Here is a 16,184-nt window from a genome sequence, read left to right as displayed (position 1 = left end):
ATGTTTATTGGTCTCTTTGAAACCCTCAAACGTGCGGGCGTTCCAGTGTCGCTACGTGAACTGCTGGACCTTAACACGGTAGTAGAACGCGGCGTTGTATTTGCTGATATCAACGCGTTCTATCAAGTAGCGCGCACCGTTATGGTTAAAGACGAGCGCCACTTTGACCGCTTTGATCGCGCGTTCGGCGCATGGTTTAAAGGCCTGGAAGATATGGATGCCGCCATTGAGGCATTGATTCCTGATGATTGGCTAAGGCGCGAATTTGAGAAGCAATTAACCGACGAAGAGAAAGCCAATATCGAATCCCTCGGCGGCCTTGAAGCGCTTATTGAAACGTTCAAAAAGCGCCTGGAAGAGCAAAAAGAGCGTCATGCAGGGGGGAATAAATGGATAGGCACCGGTGGCACCAGCCCGTTTGGTGCCTATGGCTATAATCCGGAAGGTATCCGGATTGGCCAGGAAGGCTCGCGCCATCGCCGCGCCATTAAAGTATGGGATGAGCGCCGCTTTCGTGACTACGATGACTCCCTTGAACTCGGCACACGTAATATCAAGATGGCACTACGCCGTCTGCGCAAGTTTGCCCGCCAAGGCGCGCTTGAAGAGTTCGACGTTGACAACACTATACGCGCCACCGCGCGCGATGCCGGGCTACTTAACGTCCAGATGCGCCCAGAGCGCCACAACACGGTAAAAGTGCTGCTGTTTTTAGACGTTGGCGGTTCAATGGACGACCACATTCGCGTTTGCGAAGAACTGTTTTCAGCGGCGCGCTCCGAGTTCAAGCATCTGGAGCACTACTACTTTCATAACTGCTTGTACGAAGGGGTGTGGCGGCGTAACGCCCAGCACTCGTCTCGCCGCAACAATGAACGAATTCCGACGATGGACGTGCTGCACACTTACGGCGCTGATTATCAGGTCGTTGTAGTGGGCGACGCTGCCATGTCACCTTATGAGATCACTCATCGCGGCGGCAGCGTTGAGCATTTTAACGACGAACCGGGCGGCGTTTGGCTTCAACGTTTATGCGCCACCTTTCCACGCTTGGCGTGGCTCAATCCAATGCCGCCACGCGCCTGGGAAAGCACCTACTCCACTCAGCTTATTCGCGAGCTTATCAACGACCGAATGTACCCGATGACCATGGAAGGCTTGGAAACGGCCATGCGCGAACTGGCGAAGAAGTAAATCTGCCCAACGTGACGAGTCGTCATTAAAGCGTCGCGGGAAAGTCATTCAAGCCGCTCAAGAACGCCTGTTTGGCTGCCTCGAAAGCCTTTGGGTCATGTTTAAAACGACGCAAAATAAGCGCTTCGTCTAACCCTAAAGTGGGTGCCAACTCGCGAACATTTTGCGCCGGGTGACGCGCCCCCAAGCCAATACGTTTGCCATCCACTCCGCCGAACCAGCGCTTGATACCACTCTCGCGGTAAAACGCTTCTTGTTCGCCAGTATCTACCTCAACACGCAGCGGCGCTTTTAAGCTAAGTTCACTAATCAAGCGCTGCTTGGCATCTAATTGGCCCAGCGTGCAGGCGTGGGTAATCGTCATCCCCTCACCCTCTTCATCTAATACCAGCAGCGCCAGCGCCTGCGGTTTTCCTTTTGCATCAACGGCAGCAAATAAGCGTGCGGCCTGCTGAGCAAATAAAACGGTGCGAGTGCCGGCAAACACGACGAGCGGCGTTAAACCAGCTTCTTGGCCGTAAACTTCAGCGCATAGCCGCGCTAAACAGGCATCGCGCTGGGCCTCTTCTTTAACGTGTATGACCTTCATTTATCCCCCAATGCCGACAGAAAAGCCGCAAGCCTAGAGTAAACACCGCTATTTTGACAGTGCATAATGCCTCCCCTTGTTCTATTCATAATGACTGATACTGAACACTAGCACTATTGCCCTGTCGTAGAGGATGTATATGCGATCAGCAACTTAGAAGGAATTAGCATGCCGACCTATACCAACGATCCGACACTGCCCACACCGAGCTTTCCCGGTAGCCACATGGTAATCGACGACCACTATGTGTTCATTTCAGGGCTAACCGTCGCAGATTTATCTAATGGTCACGCGGCGCGGGGCGACGTAAAAGAAGAAACACGCCTAGTGATGCGGGCCATCTCTCGCATGCTTGAAATGGAAGGCGGCAGTTTTGCTGATGTAGTGCGCGTAGATATCCACCTTACTGACCTGCACACGCTTCAAGAACTAGACGGTGTGTATGCCGAGCACTTCGATCCCGGCCGCTATCCTGCCCGCACCTGCACTGAATCGGCAAACATCTGTGGCGGGTGCAGTGTTGAGATCACCGTGATGGCGCAGCGCGCTAATCATTAATTTTTTTAAAGACAAAAAGCCAACTTAATGGCTTTTTGTCTTACGTCCCCAGCGTAAATCTGTTTTAGAACCCGGTTAACATACCTGAAGGATATGTAAGCGTCAGCAGGTTCGCCATTCCCACTAGGAAAATAGCGACTCCTGCCGCCATTACTACTGCAGTCATAGGTTTCACGCGGGCCACCAGCAGTAGGAAACCTAGGCAAAATACAGGGGCGGTCAGCATTAAACCGAACACCATCACGCATACAATCAAGGCGAAGAAGCCGGCCACCCAAGCTAGCTGCGGGAGGAATGTTTGAACCTGCCACTTTATCGGTTTGATGATCGTTCTGATAATTTCCAGCAGGCACGCGACCACGATAATGGCAATCGCCAGCCTGGGCATGATCCCGCCTAACATAGAAAGATCAGCAAAGCTCAGCCATATGTAGCCGACACCTACTAACAGGCTGCCTAGCAGTGCTACATCGAGCGCGCCCAGCGACAGCGAATCCACCTCTTCCTGAGCAGTCAAATGGGCCATAGAATCTTTGGCTTGACGGCGCTTTTGCAGATAGCTGCGCAAAGGAGGAAGTAATAGTGATGCCGCAATCATTGCGCCAATGATCAGCACACCAGGCCTCGTAAAGGCTGCAGCGCCTTGAAACTGGGCGGCTTGATAAAAGTATGTTTCAGCACCGGGCGCGAGCACAAAGCCAATCAAAAAGGCGGGCCGAGACCAGTTCGCCTGTTTAAACAGCACGCCAAACGCTCCGACAATACCGAGTGCAAAAAAATCACCCAGCGAGCGCGTCGCTTGATAGGCCGCAAAGAGTATTAAGACAGTAATTAGTGGCGCTAAAATCACGAACGGCACCCGCGTTAAGCTGGAAACCGGACGGGCCAACCCTAAGCAGAGAGCGGCACCTAAAATATTAGCGAGCGCTAATGACCAGATAATGGTGTAAGTCAGGTCAAGATTCGTCTCTAGCATGCTGACACCTGGCTGAAGACCAAGGAGCAGTAAACCGCCTAGAAAAACCGCTGCGGTGCCTGAGCCGGGAATACCAAAAAGCAGAGTGGGCACCATCGCCCCGCAGGCACACGCATTGTTAGCAGACTCTGGCGCAATTACGCCACGAATATCCCCTTTACCAAACTGCGATTTATCCTTAGCAGTCTGCACCGCATGCCCATAAGTAAGCCAATCCACCACCGAACCCGCCAAGCCAGGAATCGTCCCAATTAAGCTGCCGATGCCTGCGCAGCGGGCCACTAGTCCAGGGCGTCTAACAACATCCTTCATTCCCTCTTTCCAGCCCTGGCCTAATTGGCAGGGCTCCTCCGCAATCGCGCCGCGCTTGCCCAATAAGTCAATGATCTCAGGTAATGCGAAAATACCTAAACCCACCACTACCAGCGGCAACCCGTCATACAGATAGTCAAATTCGAACGGCAGCCTGAACTCACCAGTGGCAGGAGCCATACCGATCGTCCCCACTAATAGCCCTAGGCCACAGGCAGCAATGCCTTTAAAGACATCCTTGCCAGAAAGAATCGCCACCATCGATAGCCCTAGCAACGTCAACATAAATAGCTCAGACGAAGAGAAAGACAGCACAATCGGCCGAGCGACGAGAATAAAGGCAGTGAGAACAACCGCACCGATGAGACCGCCAATCATTGAAGACAAAAATGCACTGGAAAGCGCTCTTGCAGCCTGTCCTTTTTTAGCCAGCGCAAAGCCGTCCAGCACGGTCGCTTGTGAAGCACTTGAGCCAGGAATGCCCAGTAGCACGGAGGAGAAAGTATCGCCTGTGGGTATCACTGCCACTAACCCCATCAGCATACCTAGAGCAACCGAAGGCTCCATACCATAGAGGAACGGTAACAGTAGTGACATGCCAGCAATGCCGCCAAGCCCAGGAATGATGCCCACAACAAGCCCAATGAGAACACCAATAACCATGTACATCATATGCGGAACAGTAAACAACTGCCCCAAACTAGAGAATAAGACGTCAGACATTGTCATGGCTCTTATGTTGTTTAGTGTAAGGGTGCCCAAAAGCACCACTTAAGCAGTGCTTTGTTGGTGTTAAACTCTCGTGTTAAATACGAGCACCGTGCTGCTCTAACAGCCACTCGGACAGCCACTCCCGCGTAGCATCATCAAGCGACATGGCATCCTTCAGATGTTGCTCGACGACTTCACCGACAACCGGCGTGTAGGGGCCAAGCTGAGCCATTGCTGCGTCTTTAAACGCTTCTGTATCCACAAAACGACGTGCTGCATCGCGATACTCCTGAATCAATTCCTCTGGTGCGTCACTGGGCAGCAGTATTAGCTTTTGCAGCGTGAACCCGGATGCAAAGAACTTGCGATACGCTTCAGCTGCTAGGCCGCTGGGCGCTTCGCCATGAAGTGTTTCGTAAACCTCATTAAACGTCGGCAAATCAGGGAAGGCAGGATCACGAACAATCTCACCACTGTCGCTGAGCACACCCAAGGAAAAGAGCGGAACCGCTCGGTCAGTCTCCACCAACCCTTCCACGCTGGTGAAATAAGCAGAGGTAGTTTGGAAGTCGATATCCGCCTCTCCTCGTTCGAAGGCCAACCGGCCTTCCCCGCGGCTACTCATACCCGAGACCGCCTTCACATCAACTCCGAGCAGATCAAGCGCAATCAATACTGGCAGCTCTAGCCCTGTATGGCTTTGCACAGCAAATGTAACTTGCTGGCTGGTCATCGCATTCAGCACCTCCTCTGCGGTGCTTCCTAGGCTAGGCTGTGCATACACCACCCCTCCTGTCGGCGTCGCTAAAATCGGTGTCCAATCATCGTAACTATAACGTACACGCCGATCTTTCAGCATGGCAGGATACTGAGTAGAAGCTGAGGTACCTATCCACTGACTGCCATCTGAGGCAGCCCGCATGGAGAACAAGTTAGCGCCATTAATAGAGCCGCCACCAGGCACGTTATCAATCACCAGCGTAGGGTTACCTTGAATATTGTCGCTCATCCAAGTAGTAAAGAAGCGTGCCCAGACGTCGGTTCCACCGCCTACACCAAACGGAATGGTCCAATGAATGGTATCGGGCACGTTCACATCGTTAGCCTGAACATTCACGCTGATGGCACTCAGCGTTGAACAAGCAACGACAAGTAGCGCTTTTTTGTAAGTAGTGCGCAATGCAGGCAATCTCAGAGCGATAAGCGGTTTTTTCTTAAAAGTGGTCATGGCGATACTCCTGTTATTAATTATTGTCATTTAGTGATTTTTTAAAGTGGCTTAATCGACAGCCTCAACAGCATGGTTGTCCACTTTCTTTGGAGGGAGTGCGTAGAAAATTTGCCCACTCATAATTTTACGAGCCGTTCGGATAAGCGATACACGCGCCAAATCAAACGCATTCTCTTGGCGGTACTCCGCCGTCAGCTCAATAGAGCCTGAGGGATGTTCTAAGACAACCTGAGATAGAAGCTTTCCAGCAGAAAGCTTCTTTGTGCTGCTGGCCATGTGATTGGCAATCGAACCAGGTACATTAACCGCAGCAGCAACGGCCATCGCCCCCGTTACGGCAATGGCTTTATGGCAGCGATGAGGCACAAAATAACGAACATTAAGCGTATTCAATTCCGCTTCGGCCGCGGAGATCAGCACGACCTTTGGCAAAACGCTTTGGCTAACATCACCCATTCCCATTCGCAGCCCCGCTTCACGGCGAAGGGTTTCTAAGCGCGTTAACAAGGGCGCATTCTTATCTAATTCAGCAGGCGACTCATAGCCCGTTAGTCCAACCGACTCAGCCCGCAGTAACATAATCGGGGTGGCCGCATCGATGCAGCTCACCTCGACACCATCAATCTCATCACATGCTTTTCCCGTGGGTAACAGTTGGCCTGTTTTACTTCCCATGATGTCTAAAAAGCTGAGTTGAATGCCTGCAGCACTACCTGGAACGCCGCTAATGGTGACACTGCCTTCGTACTGCACCTGCTTCCCCGGTGTAGGTACATGGCACTCGATCAGCCGTTGGGTATTTAAGTTATGCACCCTGACTACGGTGATATCGTCTTGAGGCTCAACCAGCCCCGTCTCTATTGCATACGGCCCGACGGCAGAGAGCATGTTGCCGCAGTTGGGGTTAAAATCGACGCGCTTATTCACCACATCAACTTGAGCGAATAAGTAATCAACATCGGCATCAGGGTGCGATGAGCGTTCTACAATAGCCACTTTGCTGGTGAGTGGGTCTCCACCACCAATGCCATCAATTTGTAGTGCATGGCCAGACCCCATTAAACTAAGCAGTATTTCAGCCTGCTGTTCTTGGTCACTGGGCAGATCTTTCATACGTAAAAAAGGGCCTCTAGAGGTTCCTCCACGCATTACCACACAAGGAATACTGTTCATGTTGCTCCGCCATATTTAGTGATGACTGTATGGACGAAGAGTGTCAGCCAATCTTTAATGTCTCAAATGCAAATATAGATTGCTATAAATCCGTTTTATGCATTAATGTGTTTTAATTATTAAACCACCTCTTTTGCGCAACAATCCTATGCTGCATAGACTCGAATTTCTTGATCTACAAGCCTTCATCCTGGTCGCTGAATTGGGCACTTTTCATGAGGCGGCTCAGCGCTTGCATTTGTCTCAGCCAGCCCTTACCAGGCGCATTCAAAAATTAGAAGAACTCCTTGAAGTTGAACTGCTTGAAAGAACAACACGACGCACTCGTCTAAGTCCTATCGGAGCCGATTTCTTGCCCCGAGCCAGACGTATGATAGAAGAGTACGAGTCCTCCATATTGGGGATTCGTGAACTGGTCACCCACCAAAAGGGCACGGTGACGATAGCCTGCTTACCCACGGCGGCATTCTACTTTTTGCCTAGTGTCATTCGAGTGTTCAGCGAAGCTTGGCCTGGCATTCGCATTCGTATCTTGGATGTCAGTGCCAACGAAGGCTTGGAGAAAGTGATTAACGGCGAAGCAGACTTTGGAATCAATATGATCAGTGCGCAAAGTTCCGAAGTACGCTTCACACCACTACTCCGAGACCCCTTTGTACTGGCACTTCGCTCCGACCATCCGCTTGCTAGTAAGCAGCAGATTGAGTGGAGCGACTTGGAAGAAGTGCGGCTTATCACAGTTAGCCGTGATAGTGGGAATCGCACGCTGCTTGATAACGCCCTGTCAGCAGAGGGCATTCATCTCAATAGTTTTTACGAAGTCCAACACTTATCCACGTCGTTAGGGCTTGTCGAGTCAGGGCTGGGAGTGGCTATTTTGCCGCGCATGACCATGCCAGGCCCTGATCACGACACGCTCTGTTCTAGAGATCTTCCCGAGCCACGCATTCAGCGTTCTATTGGTCTTGTGCGAAGTAATTCACACAGTCTATCCAGCACCGCACAGTTATTTATTGATTTACTACTAGAGCACTGGGTTAAAGAACCCAGTTAACAGCTTTTATCGACGCCAGCATCAATCAGCGCAATAACTTGCTCTATATCAATGCTCGCCTCTAGCATGTCGGCCAAGCGATTAAGCTCATGCTCACGGTGAGCTTGATAATCACTTGGTTCAACATGGGTAAGGCCCAGTTTTGTTAGCAACGCTTGGCAAGCATCGGGGTGATCAAATAACCCATGCAGGTAAGTGCCCATTATTTGGCCATCGTCACTAACGGCCCCTTCAGGCTTACCCTGTATATGAAAAAGCGGCGAGTTAAGCGCTAAGCCCTGGCTGACGCCGTTATGAATTTCATACCCCTCGACAAGGGCAGGTTGATCTGACAGCAAGCCACTAACGTTGCGCAGCTGCTTGCCCGCTACCATTTGCGTTGTGAGGGGCAACAGCCCTAGCCCGGCCACTTTTCCTGGTTGCCCCTCCAAGCCATCAGGGTCGTCCACCCACTCGCCCAGCATTTGAAAGCCACCGCAAATACCCAACACTGCCCCACCGTAACGAAGATGGCGCTGAAGCGCCTTATCCCACCCTTGACGTTTTAACCACGCAAGATCGCTGGCAGTGCTTTTACTACCGGGCAAAATGATCGCATCGGCAGCGGGAATTGGCTGATCAGGCCCAATAAAACGCAGCGAAACCTGGGGGTGTAAGCGCAGCGGATCAAAGTCGGTATGATTGCTGATGCGTGGAAGCGCGGGGACAATAATATTGATCACAGCGCTGCGCTTTTCTGCTTGAACGACACCAATGCTGTCTTCGGAGTCCAGCACCAGCCCCTGAAGATAAGGGAGTGTTCCCAGTACCGGCTTTTGTGTGCGTTTTTCCAACCACTCAAGGCCGGGATTTAATAACGCGATATCGCCACGGAATCGATTAATAATAAAGCCTTTTGTGCGCATCTGCTCACTCTCACTAAGCAGCGCCAGCGTGCCTACTAACTGAGCAAATACGCCGCCACGATCAATATCGCCCACCAGCAGTACGGGGCAATTTGCCGCTTCGGCAAAGCCCATATTGGCGATATCACCCTCGCGTAAATTGATTTCTGCCGGGCTACCGGCGCCCTCGGCAATAATCACATCAAAGCGGTTTTCCAGCGCCTGCCAAGCGGCCATCACGCTCTCTTTCGCGGTGCGCTTATAGGCGTGGTAATCCAATGCATCCATATGGCCATGCACCTTGCCGCGCAAAATCACCTGAGCGCCGCGGTCTGTTTCAGGCTTTAGCAGCACGGGGTTCATATCGCTGTGCGGCGCCAAATAGCATGCCTGCGCCTGTAGGGCTGTAGAGCGACCTATCTCACCACCATCTTCAGTCACGGCACTGTTAAGTGCCATGTTCTGAGGCTTAAACGGCGCGACCGAGATGCCACGCCGTGCCAGAGCGCGACATAGCGCAGCCACCACCGTGCTTTTACCGGCATCAGAGGTCGTGCCTTGAATCATTAGTGTGGCCATAAGAAAGCCTTGCCCAGGTTAACTAACGCGAGACTTTAGCGGGAGGTGCACCGCTTCGCAACGTAGCCAAATAAAACAGACCGCGTTATCAGTGCAACAAAACCACGCTGTCACATGAATAACGCCAAAAATACTTTTTACCGCCATCAGTTCGTCACATGCGCTAGTTAGGCTGACACCCAACAAATGAGATCGATCTCATTACGCAAGCGAAAGGTGTTGGCATGGCAGATTTACTCAGTGTGGCAAAGCGAGCGGGGGTTTCTCGCGCTACCGCTGGGCGGGCCTTTTCAAGCCCCGACTTAGTGCGCCCCGCAACCCGCGAAAAAATATTCAATGCAGCCCAAGAGTTGGCATTCAGGCCCAACAAAGTCGCGCAGCAGTTGCGCTCGCAAGCCACACAAATGATTGGCGTGATGGTGCCCAGCCTCGACAACCCCGTCTTTGCTGAGCAGCTGCAAGCCATGGAAGTGGCGGCCCGCGACTCAGGGTACTCCTTAATCGTTACCACCAGCGAGTACTCGCCCAGCCGTGAAGGCAACATTGTTGAAGAGATGCTGCGCCAGCGCGTAGACGGCTTAGTGCTCACCGTCGCCGATGCTAGTAACAGTGACGTACTGGATAAGCTGCGTATGGAAAACATTCCTTGCCTGCTGGTCTACAACCCACCTGGGACTAGCGGCTTTGCCTCAATTGGCGTCGATAACCTTGCCGCTGGTGCTGATGCTACTCGCCACTTAATCGCCCTGGGGCATGAGCGCATCGGCATGATCGCCGGCCCATTGCTGCAATCAGACCGTGCTCAACAGCGTTACGAAGGTTATTGCCAAGCAATGAAGAGTGCCGGTTTCTTGCCTCATCAGCTTGTCGAAATGGCTCGTCATACCCAAGCCGACCTCGCCAGCCTCAAGCCAGCGCTACAAGGTTTTCAATCTTTTAGCGCTGTTATTTGTACCAATGATCTGCTTGCTATCAGCCTAATCGGAGAGCTGCAACGTGCAGGCTTTGCCGTGCCCGACGACCTTTCGGTGATGGGGTTTGATGGCATCGCTTTAGGTCAGTACCTCTATCCATCGCTATGCACTATCGAACAACCGCGTGCCGATATAGGACGCACGGCGGTTCACACCTTATTAGCCATGATTCGGGGAGAAAGCTGCACGACGGCTCCCCTGCCCCACGCATTGCGTAAGGGCGAAAGTACCGGAATACCGGCATCACGCAAGTCCAACACAGGCACCACTCAGAGGAGCACGTTATGAACCTTAAGCGCAGGCATATGAAGCGTATCTATCAAGCATTACTGACCACCGCGGCTATCGCTACATCAGCGGCAGCGATGGCTGAACCTGGCGATAACGCGATTTGCTACAACTGCCCACCTGAATGGGCTGACTGGGGCACACAGCTGCGCTTGATCGAACAGGAAACCGGCATTCACGTACCGCAAGACAATAAAAACTCCGGCCAGTCCTTAGCCCAGCTGGTCGCCGAAGCAGGTAGTCCAGTGGCCGATGTTGTCTACTATGGCGTCACCTTTGGTATCCAAGCCATGGCGGAGGGCGTGGTCACGCCCTACCAGCCCGAACACTGGGAAGAGATCCCTGAAGGGCTTAAAGATCCCGAGGGCAACTGGTTCGCCATTCATTCCGGCACCCTCGGTTTTATGGTCAACGTTGATGCGCTAGATGGCGCGTCAGTGCCCACCTCTTGGGAAGATCTGCTTAAACCCGAATACCGTGGCATGGTGGGCTATCTTGATCCTGCAAGCGCCTTTGTAGGCTACGTGGGCGCTGTGGCGGTCAACTTAGCGATGGGTGGCGACCTTAATGATTTCACACCCGCCATCAACTACTTCAATGAGCTGGCCGATAACGCCCCCATTGTGCCCAAGCAAACTAGCTATGCACGCGTGCTTTCCGGTGAGATTCCTATTCTGCTTGATTATGACTTCAACGCTTATCGCGCTCGCCACAATGACGGCGCCAACGTAGAGTTTGTCATTCCCCAAGAAGGCAGCGTGGTTGTGCCTTATGTCATGAGCCTAGTGAAGGATGGCCCTAACCCCGAAAATGGTCAGCAAGTGCTTGATTTCGTGCTTTCTGACCAGGGACAGGCTGTCTGGGCCGATGCGTATCTACGCCCGGTGCGTGAGAGCGCTATCTCAGCAAAAGCACGTGAGGTTTTTCTGCCTGATAGCGACTACGCCCGCGCCGCAACCGTTGACTACTCTGCAATGGCGGCTGCTCAGCGCAGCTTCTCTGAGCGGTATTTGTCGGAGGTTCGTTAACCATGAAAGCAGCATCCAAGCAGCCCTTGGGGGCTGCTTCTTTTTCAACTCGATGGATCGTTTTAACAGTCCCCGTGCGGCATAAAAGCCTCGTGGCCGTACTGGCCTTAATGCCTGCGCTCATTGTGTTCTGCGCTTTTTGGCTACTGCCTTTTTCACGCTTGATATTGATGGGCGCCGAAGCAGACCGAAGTAGCGGCGTAAGCGCTTATCTGACTATTCTCACCCATCGCCAGTACTTAATCAGCATAGTGACAACCGTTGGTATCTCACTCGTTGTCTCACTAACGGCGGTCGCTATTGCTGGCTTTGTGGGCTTTTTTCTAGCCCGTCAGCATTTTTGGGGTAAGGCCGTGCTGGTCGCTATTTTGACCTTCCCCCTTGCCTTTCCAGGCGTCGTGGTCGGCTTTTTAGTCATCATGTTAGGAGGGCGCCAGGGGGCGCTGGCACAGTCAAGCCTATGGCTTTTCGGCGAACGTTGGGTGTTCGCCTACTCATTAGCCGGGCTATTCATTGGCTATCTCTACTTCTCCATTCCTCGCGTCATTACCACGGTGATGGCTGCTTGTGACAACTTGGATCAAAGCCTTGAAGAGGCTGCCCGCTCGTTAGGAGCCAATACCTGGCAGGTAACAAAAGATGTGATTGTGCCAGGCATTGCGCCAGCGCTGCTCTCAACCGGCGCGATCTGCTTTGCTACCAGCATGGGCGCCTTTGGTACTGCTTTTACGCTGGGGACGCGGCTTAACATTTTGCCCCTCAATATTTACGGCGAATTCACCAACTACGCCAACTTCGCGATGGCGGCCGCCCTTTCCGTGGTGCTGGGCGCTATTACCTGGATAGCGTTAAGCATCGCCCGCCGATTAGCAGGCGGAAATCTAGGAGCTTCCGCATGAAATCGCGCCTACGTTTCACACTGCAGCTGAGCTTCACGCTGATCGTATGTTTATTCATGATTGTGCCTGTAGCGATGTCGGTGCTAGCAGGGCTGACCGAGAATTATTTTGTTGGCTTACAGAGCGGCTTGACGCTGCGCTGGGTAAATGAGGTTTGGGAGCTTTATTCAGATACGATTTGGCTGTCTATTAAGTTGGCGCTCGCCTGTTTGCTGATCACTACCCTTATTGGCGTGCCCGCTGCTTATGGCCTGCTACGTAGCCGGCGCCGGTGGGCCAATGCGATTGAAGAATTGCTCCTACTTCCCGTTGCCGTACCCGGATTGGCGACTGCCCTAGCGCTGCTGCTCGCCTATGGTAGCTATCGTGAATTTAGAGGCAGCTGGCTGTTTATTCTGATTGGTCATGTCCTTTTCACACTGCCTTTTATGGTGCGCGCAGTACTTTCCGTGATGCAGACGGCAAAGCTTCCCCAGCTTGAAGAGGCGGCCGCAAGCTTAGGTGCAAGCTTCAGGCAACGCTTTTTCTCAGTAGTCATCCCTAACTGTATGAGCGGCATTTTGGCAGGCGCGCTAATGGTGATCACACTGTCCATTGGCGAATTCAACATTACCTGGATGCTCCACACTCCGCTGACTAAAACGCTGCCGGTTGGCTTAGCCGATAGTTACGCGTCTATGCGCCTGGAAATCGGCTCAGCCTACACGCTGATATTTTTGGTGATGGTGGTGCCATTGCTGGTGGCTATCCAATGGGCTGGGCGATTAACCGAGCAACGCCGTTAAGACTCACGCCGTCAAGGCCTCTGAGATTCAGCTCCACATTCAAAGATACCTGATTGCTTTATATGAGAGTTCGCTATGAGTTCATCTGTCAGTATTACCCTAACCCACTGTAGCCGCACGTTCGCTGGCGGCCACATGGCCTTACAGCCACTTGACCTAAAGGTGAATGCGGGTGAAACGCTGGTACTGCTAGGGCCTTCTGGCTGCGGAAAAACAACCACGCTGCGCATTATTAGCGGCCTTGAAAGCCCAGATAAAGGCGGACACGTACAGTTTGGCCAGCGTGATGTCACTACTTTGCCCATTGAAAAGCGCGACGTCGGGATGGTCTTTCAAAACTATGCGCTATTTCCCAATATGAGCGTTGCCGACAACATTGCTTACGGCCTGAAATTACAGCGTCTATCGCGTTTCGAGATCACCCAACGGCGCGACGAAGCTATGCGCATGGTCGACTTACAAGGCTTTGGCGAGCGAAGAATCGATGCGTTATCCGGCGGCCAGAAACAGCGTGTCGCACTCGCCCGCGCCATTGCGGTGCGTCCCAAGGTGCTGCTATTTGATGAGCCTTTGGCCGCATTGGATGCAAAACTACGTGATCGCTTACGCATTGAAATTGGTCAATTACTGCGTGAGCTAGGTACCACAGCGGTATACGTTACCCACGATCAAGATGAAGCGATGGCGTTAGGTGATCGCATTGCGGTGATGCAAACAGGGCGCATCGCCCAGCTGGGCACGCCGCAAGAAATCTATCACCAGCCGGCCAATGCTTTTGTGGCCGACTTTATCGGCGCGGTTAACTGTTTAAGCGTCATTGCAACAAAACCGGATGGCCGATTAGCGGTACATGGTGGTGAGCTGTCCGCGCCTCATTTACTGGGGGCTACAGAGATTTACTGCCGACCAGAAGATATTCAAGTGGTACCGCTTAATCAAGCCGATATTAAGGGGCAGGTGGTACAAAGCGTTTTTTTAGGCCAGACACAGCGCCTGCTCGTGGATACCGGGGGAACAGTGCCGCTTCAAATAGAGGCACCTTCGCGCCAGCGTTGGCCAAACGGCACAGCGATCGGCCTAGCGTTGCCTTGTAACGTGCTATTTCATCCCGATAAGCCGACTACGAAGATTAACACCAAGGAAATGGCGAATGGCTGATCAAGCTTTTAGGGTTGAGCAATGCTCCACTTCTCAGCAATGTCTTATCGCGCAAATTAGTGATCCACATATCAAGGCAGGCGGTAAGCTCTCTTATCGTCAAGTCGATACTGCCAATGCATTGCGCGAGGCGATTACTACGCTCAATCAGCTAATACCTCGGCCCGACTTGGTACTAATCAGCGGTGACTTGGTCGATTTTGGCCACCCAGAAGAGTACGCCACGTTTAAGCACATTCTGTCTGACTTAACGCTGCCGGTGTATTTGATTCCCGGCAATCACGATGATCGCCAAAGCTTGCGCGCAGCCTTCCCAGAACATCGCTATCTGTTTCAGCACCGCGACTTTCTTCATTGGGTCATTGACGATTACCCGGTACGCCTCGTGGGGCTAGATTCATCGGTACCCGGAAAACCGTACGGGGAGTTAAGCAATGCCAGCTTAGAGTGGCTTGATGAAATTCTAACGGAGCAACCCGAAAAACCTACCCTGGTCATGGTGCATCACCATCCGTTTGTCAGTGGCATTGATCATATGGACCAACAGCCGCTTAAGCACGCGAGCGCGTTAGAAAACGTCATTGGCAAACATGCACAAGTAGAACGCGTGCTTTGCGGCCACCTTCATCGGAGCATACAGGCTCGCTTTGGAAATACCTTAGCCATTAGCTGCCCGGGTGTTTCCCACCAAGTTAGCCTTGACCTGACTCCAGACGGCCCTTCTCGCTTTCAGCTTGAGCCCCCCGGCTACCTGCTGCACCAGTGGTCAGCGGCGCATGGCATGATTACTCACCAAGGTTTTATAGCGTGCTACCCGGGCCCTTTCCCATTTTATGATGCCAACGGGCTCATTGATTAAGACATGGCCATGGGAGCAAGCGCTGTATCGCTCATTGCCAGCTCCCAGGCTTGCACCATCTGCTTTTTCTCCACCCCCCAGCGGTAGCCGCCTAGTGCGCCGCTTTGTTGAATCACTCGGTGGCAGGGAATCCACAGCGCGATGGGATTAGCGCCCACGGCGTTACCCACCGCACGGGAGGATTTAGGCGCGCCCAACGCCTGGGCTAGGTGGGAATAGCTGGCTAACTGGCCTTCAGGAATGGTCAACAGCGCTCGCCATACCGCCATTTGGAAATTGGTACCGGTCACGTGCAGCGACAAAGCGGCCACTCCCTCTTGGGGTTTAGAAAGTTTAGGTTTAGAAAACCTAGATTTAGCAAATAACCCTTCTACCGCGTAACGCGTGGCCTCAGTATTGTGCTGCAACGTACTAAGCGGCCACTCCTTGGCAAGCCGTGCCAACAGCGACTCTGCGCTGGTGGCATCAACAAACCCCATTCGGCAGATACCGCGGGGGGTCACGGCAACAAAGATGTGGCCAAACGGCGTTTCATGAACGCCATAAGCAATCTCAACGCCCTCACCTTGGCGCTTATATTCACCGGGAGTCGCTGCTTCTAGCTGCACGAAATGATCATAAAGCCGTGAGCCGCCGCTCAAGCCCAGGCTATGGGCAACATCCAGTAGCGAAGATGAGGATTGAATCAGCTGCTTGCCGCGTTCTAACGTCAGCGCCTGCAAAAAGCGCTTGGGGCTAACCCCAACGTAATGACTAAATAGGCGCTGAAAGTAAAAGGCACTTAAATGAACGTGATTAGCCACCGTCTCTAAATGAGGCTGCGCCGCTGCATGGGCCACCATGTAAGCCATGGCTTTTTCGATACGCTCATAATCGTTCATCTGTGTCTCTCTAGCGGTCAGTTTATTCGTTGTGGTGCCCTGCTGGCAGCC

15 protein-coding genes are annotated in these 16,184 nt (G+C 52.7%); 9 read left to right on the top strand and 6 right to left on the bottom strand.

Going from position 1 to position 16,184, the window contains the following annotated elements:
• Entirely contained in the window at positions 1-1,194 is a 1,194-nt protein-coding gene (locus tag ACT3TR_RS15045) for a vWA domain-containing protein (RefSeq protein WP_444625631.1), read from the top strand.
• A 25-nt stretch (positions 1,195-1,219) separates the two neighbouring features.
• Here ACT3TR_RS15045 and ACT3TR_RS15040 read toward each other — a convergent pair whose 3' ends face one another.
• Positions 1,220-1,783: a hypothetical protein gene (locus ACT3TR_RS15040; protein WP_441684804.1), complete on the bottom strand. Its 564-nt coding sequence runs from the start codon at positions 1,781-1,783 to the stop codon at positions 1,220-1,222.
• 168 nt (positions 1,784-1,951) lie between these two features.
• Between ACT3TR_RS15040 and ACT3TR_RS15035 the strand changes: the two genes are divergently transcribed.
• Positions 1,952-2,341, top strand: coding sequence for a RidA family protein (locus ACT3TR_RS15035; protein ID WP_441684805.1), 390 nt, complete (start codon positions 1,952-1,954; stop codon positions 2,339-2,341).
• A gap of 64 nt (positions 2,342-2,405) precedes the next feature.
• On the opposite strand, the gene ACT3TR_RS15030 is transcribed toward ACT3TR_RS15035, so the two are convergent.
• From ACT3TR_RS15030 to ACT3TR_RS15020, 3 genes are all read right to left on the bottom strand, one after another.
• The gene (locus tag ACT3TR_RS15030; RefSeq protein WP_444625632.1) at positions 2,406-4,352 is read right to left on the bottom strand and encodes a tripartite tricarboxylate transporter permease; all 1,947 of its coding nucleotides are present in this window, start codon (positions 4,350-4,352) and stop codon (positions 2,406-2,408) included.
• Between the two features lie 82 nt (positions 4,353-4,434).
• Positions 4,435-5,568, bottom strand: coding sequence for a tricarboxylate transporter (locus ACT3TR_RS15025; protein WP_441684808.1), 1,134 nt, complete (start codon positions 5,566-5,568; stop codon positions 4,435-4,437).
• Positions 5,569-5,619: 51 nt separating this feature from the next.
• On the bottom strand, positions 5,620-6,744 hold the full coding sequence (locus ACT3TR_RS15020; protein WP_441684809.1) for a 4-oxalomesaconate tautomerase: 1,125 nt from the start codon (positions 6,742-6,744) through the stop codon (positions 5,620-5,622).
• 148 nt (positions 6,745-6,892) lie between these two features.
• On the opposite strand from ACT3TR_RS15020, the gene ACT3TR_RS15015 reads away from it, so the two are divergent.
• Positions 6,893-7,798, top strand: coding sequence for a LysR substrate-binding domain-containing protein (locus ACT3TR_RS15015; protein WP_444625633.1), 906 nt, complete (start codon positions 6,893-6,895; stop codon positions 7,796-7,798).
• Here ACT3TR_RS15015 and ACT3TR_RS15010 read toward each other — a convergent pair.
• Complete coding sequence (locus tag ACT3TR_RS15010; RefSeq protein WP_444625634.1) at positions 7,795-9,261, bottom strand: cobyric acid synthase; 1,467 nt, start codon at positions 9,259-9,261, stop codon at positions 7,795-7,797. The genes ACT3TR_RS15015 and ACT3TR_RS15010 overlap by 4 nt on opposite strands.
• A gap of 224 nt (positions 9,262-9,485) precedes the next feature.
• On the opposite strand from ACT3TR_RS15010, the gene ACT3TR_RS15005 reads away from it, so the two are divergent.
• From ACT3TR_RS15005 to ACT3TR_RS14980, 6 genes are all read left to right on the top strand, one after another.
• On the top strand, positions 9,486-10,523 hold the full coding sequence (locus tag ACT3TR_RS15005; protein ID WP_444625635.1) for a LacI family DNA-binding transcriptional regulator: 1,038 nt from the start codon (positions 9,486-9,488) through the stop codon (positions 10,521-10,523).
• Positions 10,520-11,551, top strand: a complete 1,032-nt coding sequence (locus tag ACT3TR_RS15000) for an ABC transporter substrate-binding protein (RefSeq protein WP_441684815.1) — start codon at positions 10,520-10,522, stop codon at positions 11,549-11,551. The genes ACT3TR_RS15005 and ACT3TR_RS15000 overlap by 4 nt, the downstream gene beginning before the upstream one ends.
• A 2-nt stretch (positions 11,552-11,553) precedes the next feature.
• A complete protein-coding gene (locus tag ACT3TR_RS14995; RefSeq protein ID WP_444625636.1) occupies positions 11,554-12,450 on the top strand; it encodes an ABC transporter permease in 897 nt (298 codons plus the stop codon).
• A complete protein-coding gene (locus ACT3TR_RS14990; RefSeq protein ID WP_096279526.1) occupies positions 12,447-13,235 on the top strand; it encodes an ABC transporter permease in 789 nt (262 codons plus the stop codon). Before ACT3TR_RS14995 ends, ACT3TR_RS14990 begins: the two co-directional genes overlap by 4 nt.
• A 75-nt stretch (positions 13,236-13,310) precedes the next feature.
• Positions 13,311-14,393 (top strand): ABC transporter ATP-binding protein, encoded by a 1,083-nt coding sequence (locus ACT3TR_RS14985; RefSeq protein WP_441684818.1) that lies wholly within the window; start codon positions 13,311-13,313, stop codon positions 14,391-14,393.
• Positions 14,386-15,252 carry a phosphodiesterase gene (locus ACT3TR_RS14980; RefSeq protein WP_444625637.1) on the top strand — a complete coding sequence of 289 codons (867 nt, stop codon included), beginning with the start codon at positions 14,386-14,388 and terminating at the stop codon, positions 15,250-15,252. Before ACT3TR_RS14985 ends, ACT3TR_RS14980 begins: the two co-directional genes overlap by 8 nt.
• On the opposite strand, the gene ACT3TR_RS14975 is transcribed toward ACT3TR_RS14980, so the two are convergent.
• A complete protein-coding gene (locus tag ACT3TR_RS14975) occupies positions 15,249-16,133 on the bottom strand; it encodes a bifunctional transcriptional activator/DNA repair enzyme AdaA (RefSeq protein WP_444625638.1) in 885 nt (294 codons plus the stop codon). The genes ACT3TR_RS14980 and ACT3TR_RS14975 overlap by 4 nt on opposite strands.
• Positions 16,134-16,184: the final 51 nt, after the last annotated feature.

This window comes from Halomonas sp. AOP12-B1-6, assembly GCF_052379225.1.
Taxonomy (GTDB): domain Bacteria; phylum Pseudomonadota; class Gammaproteobacteria; order Pseudomonadales; family Halomonadaceae; genus Vreelandella; species Vreelandella casei.
Note: the sequence above shows the minus strand (reverse complement) of the source record. Positions and strands in the feature narration are given on the sequence as shown.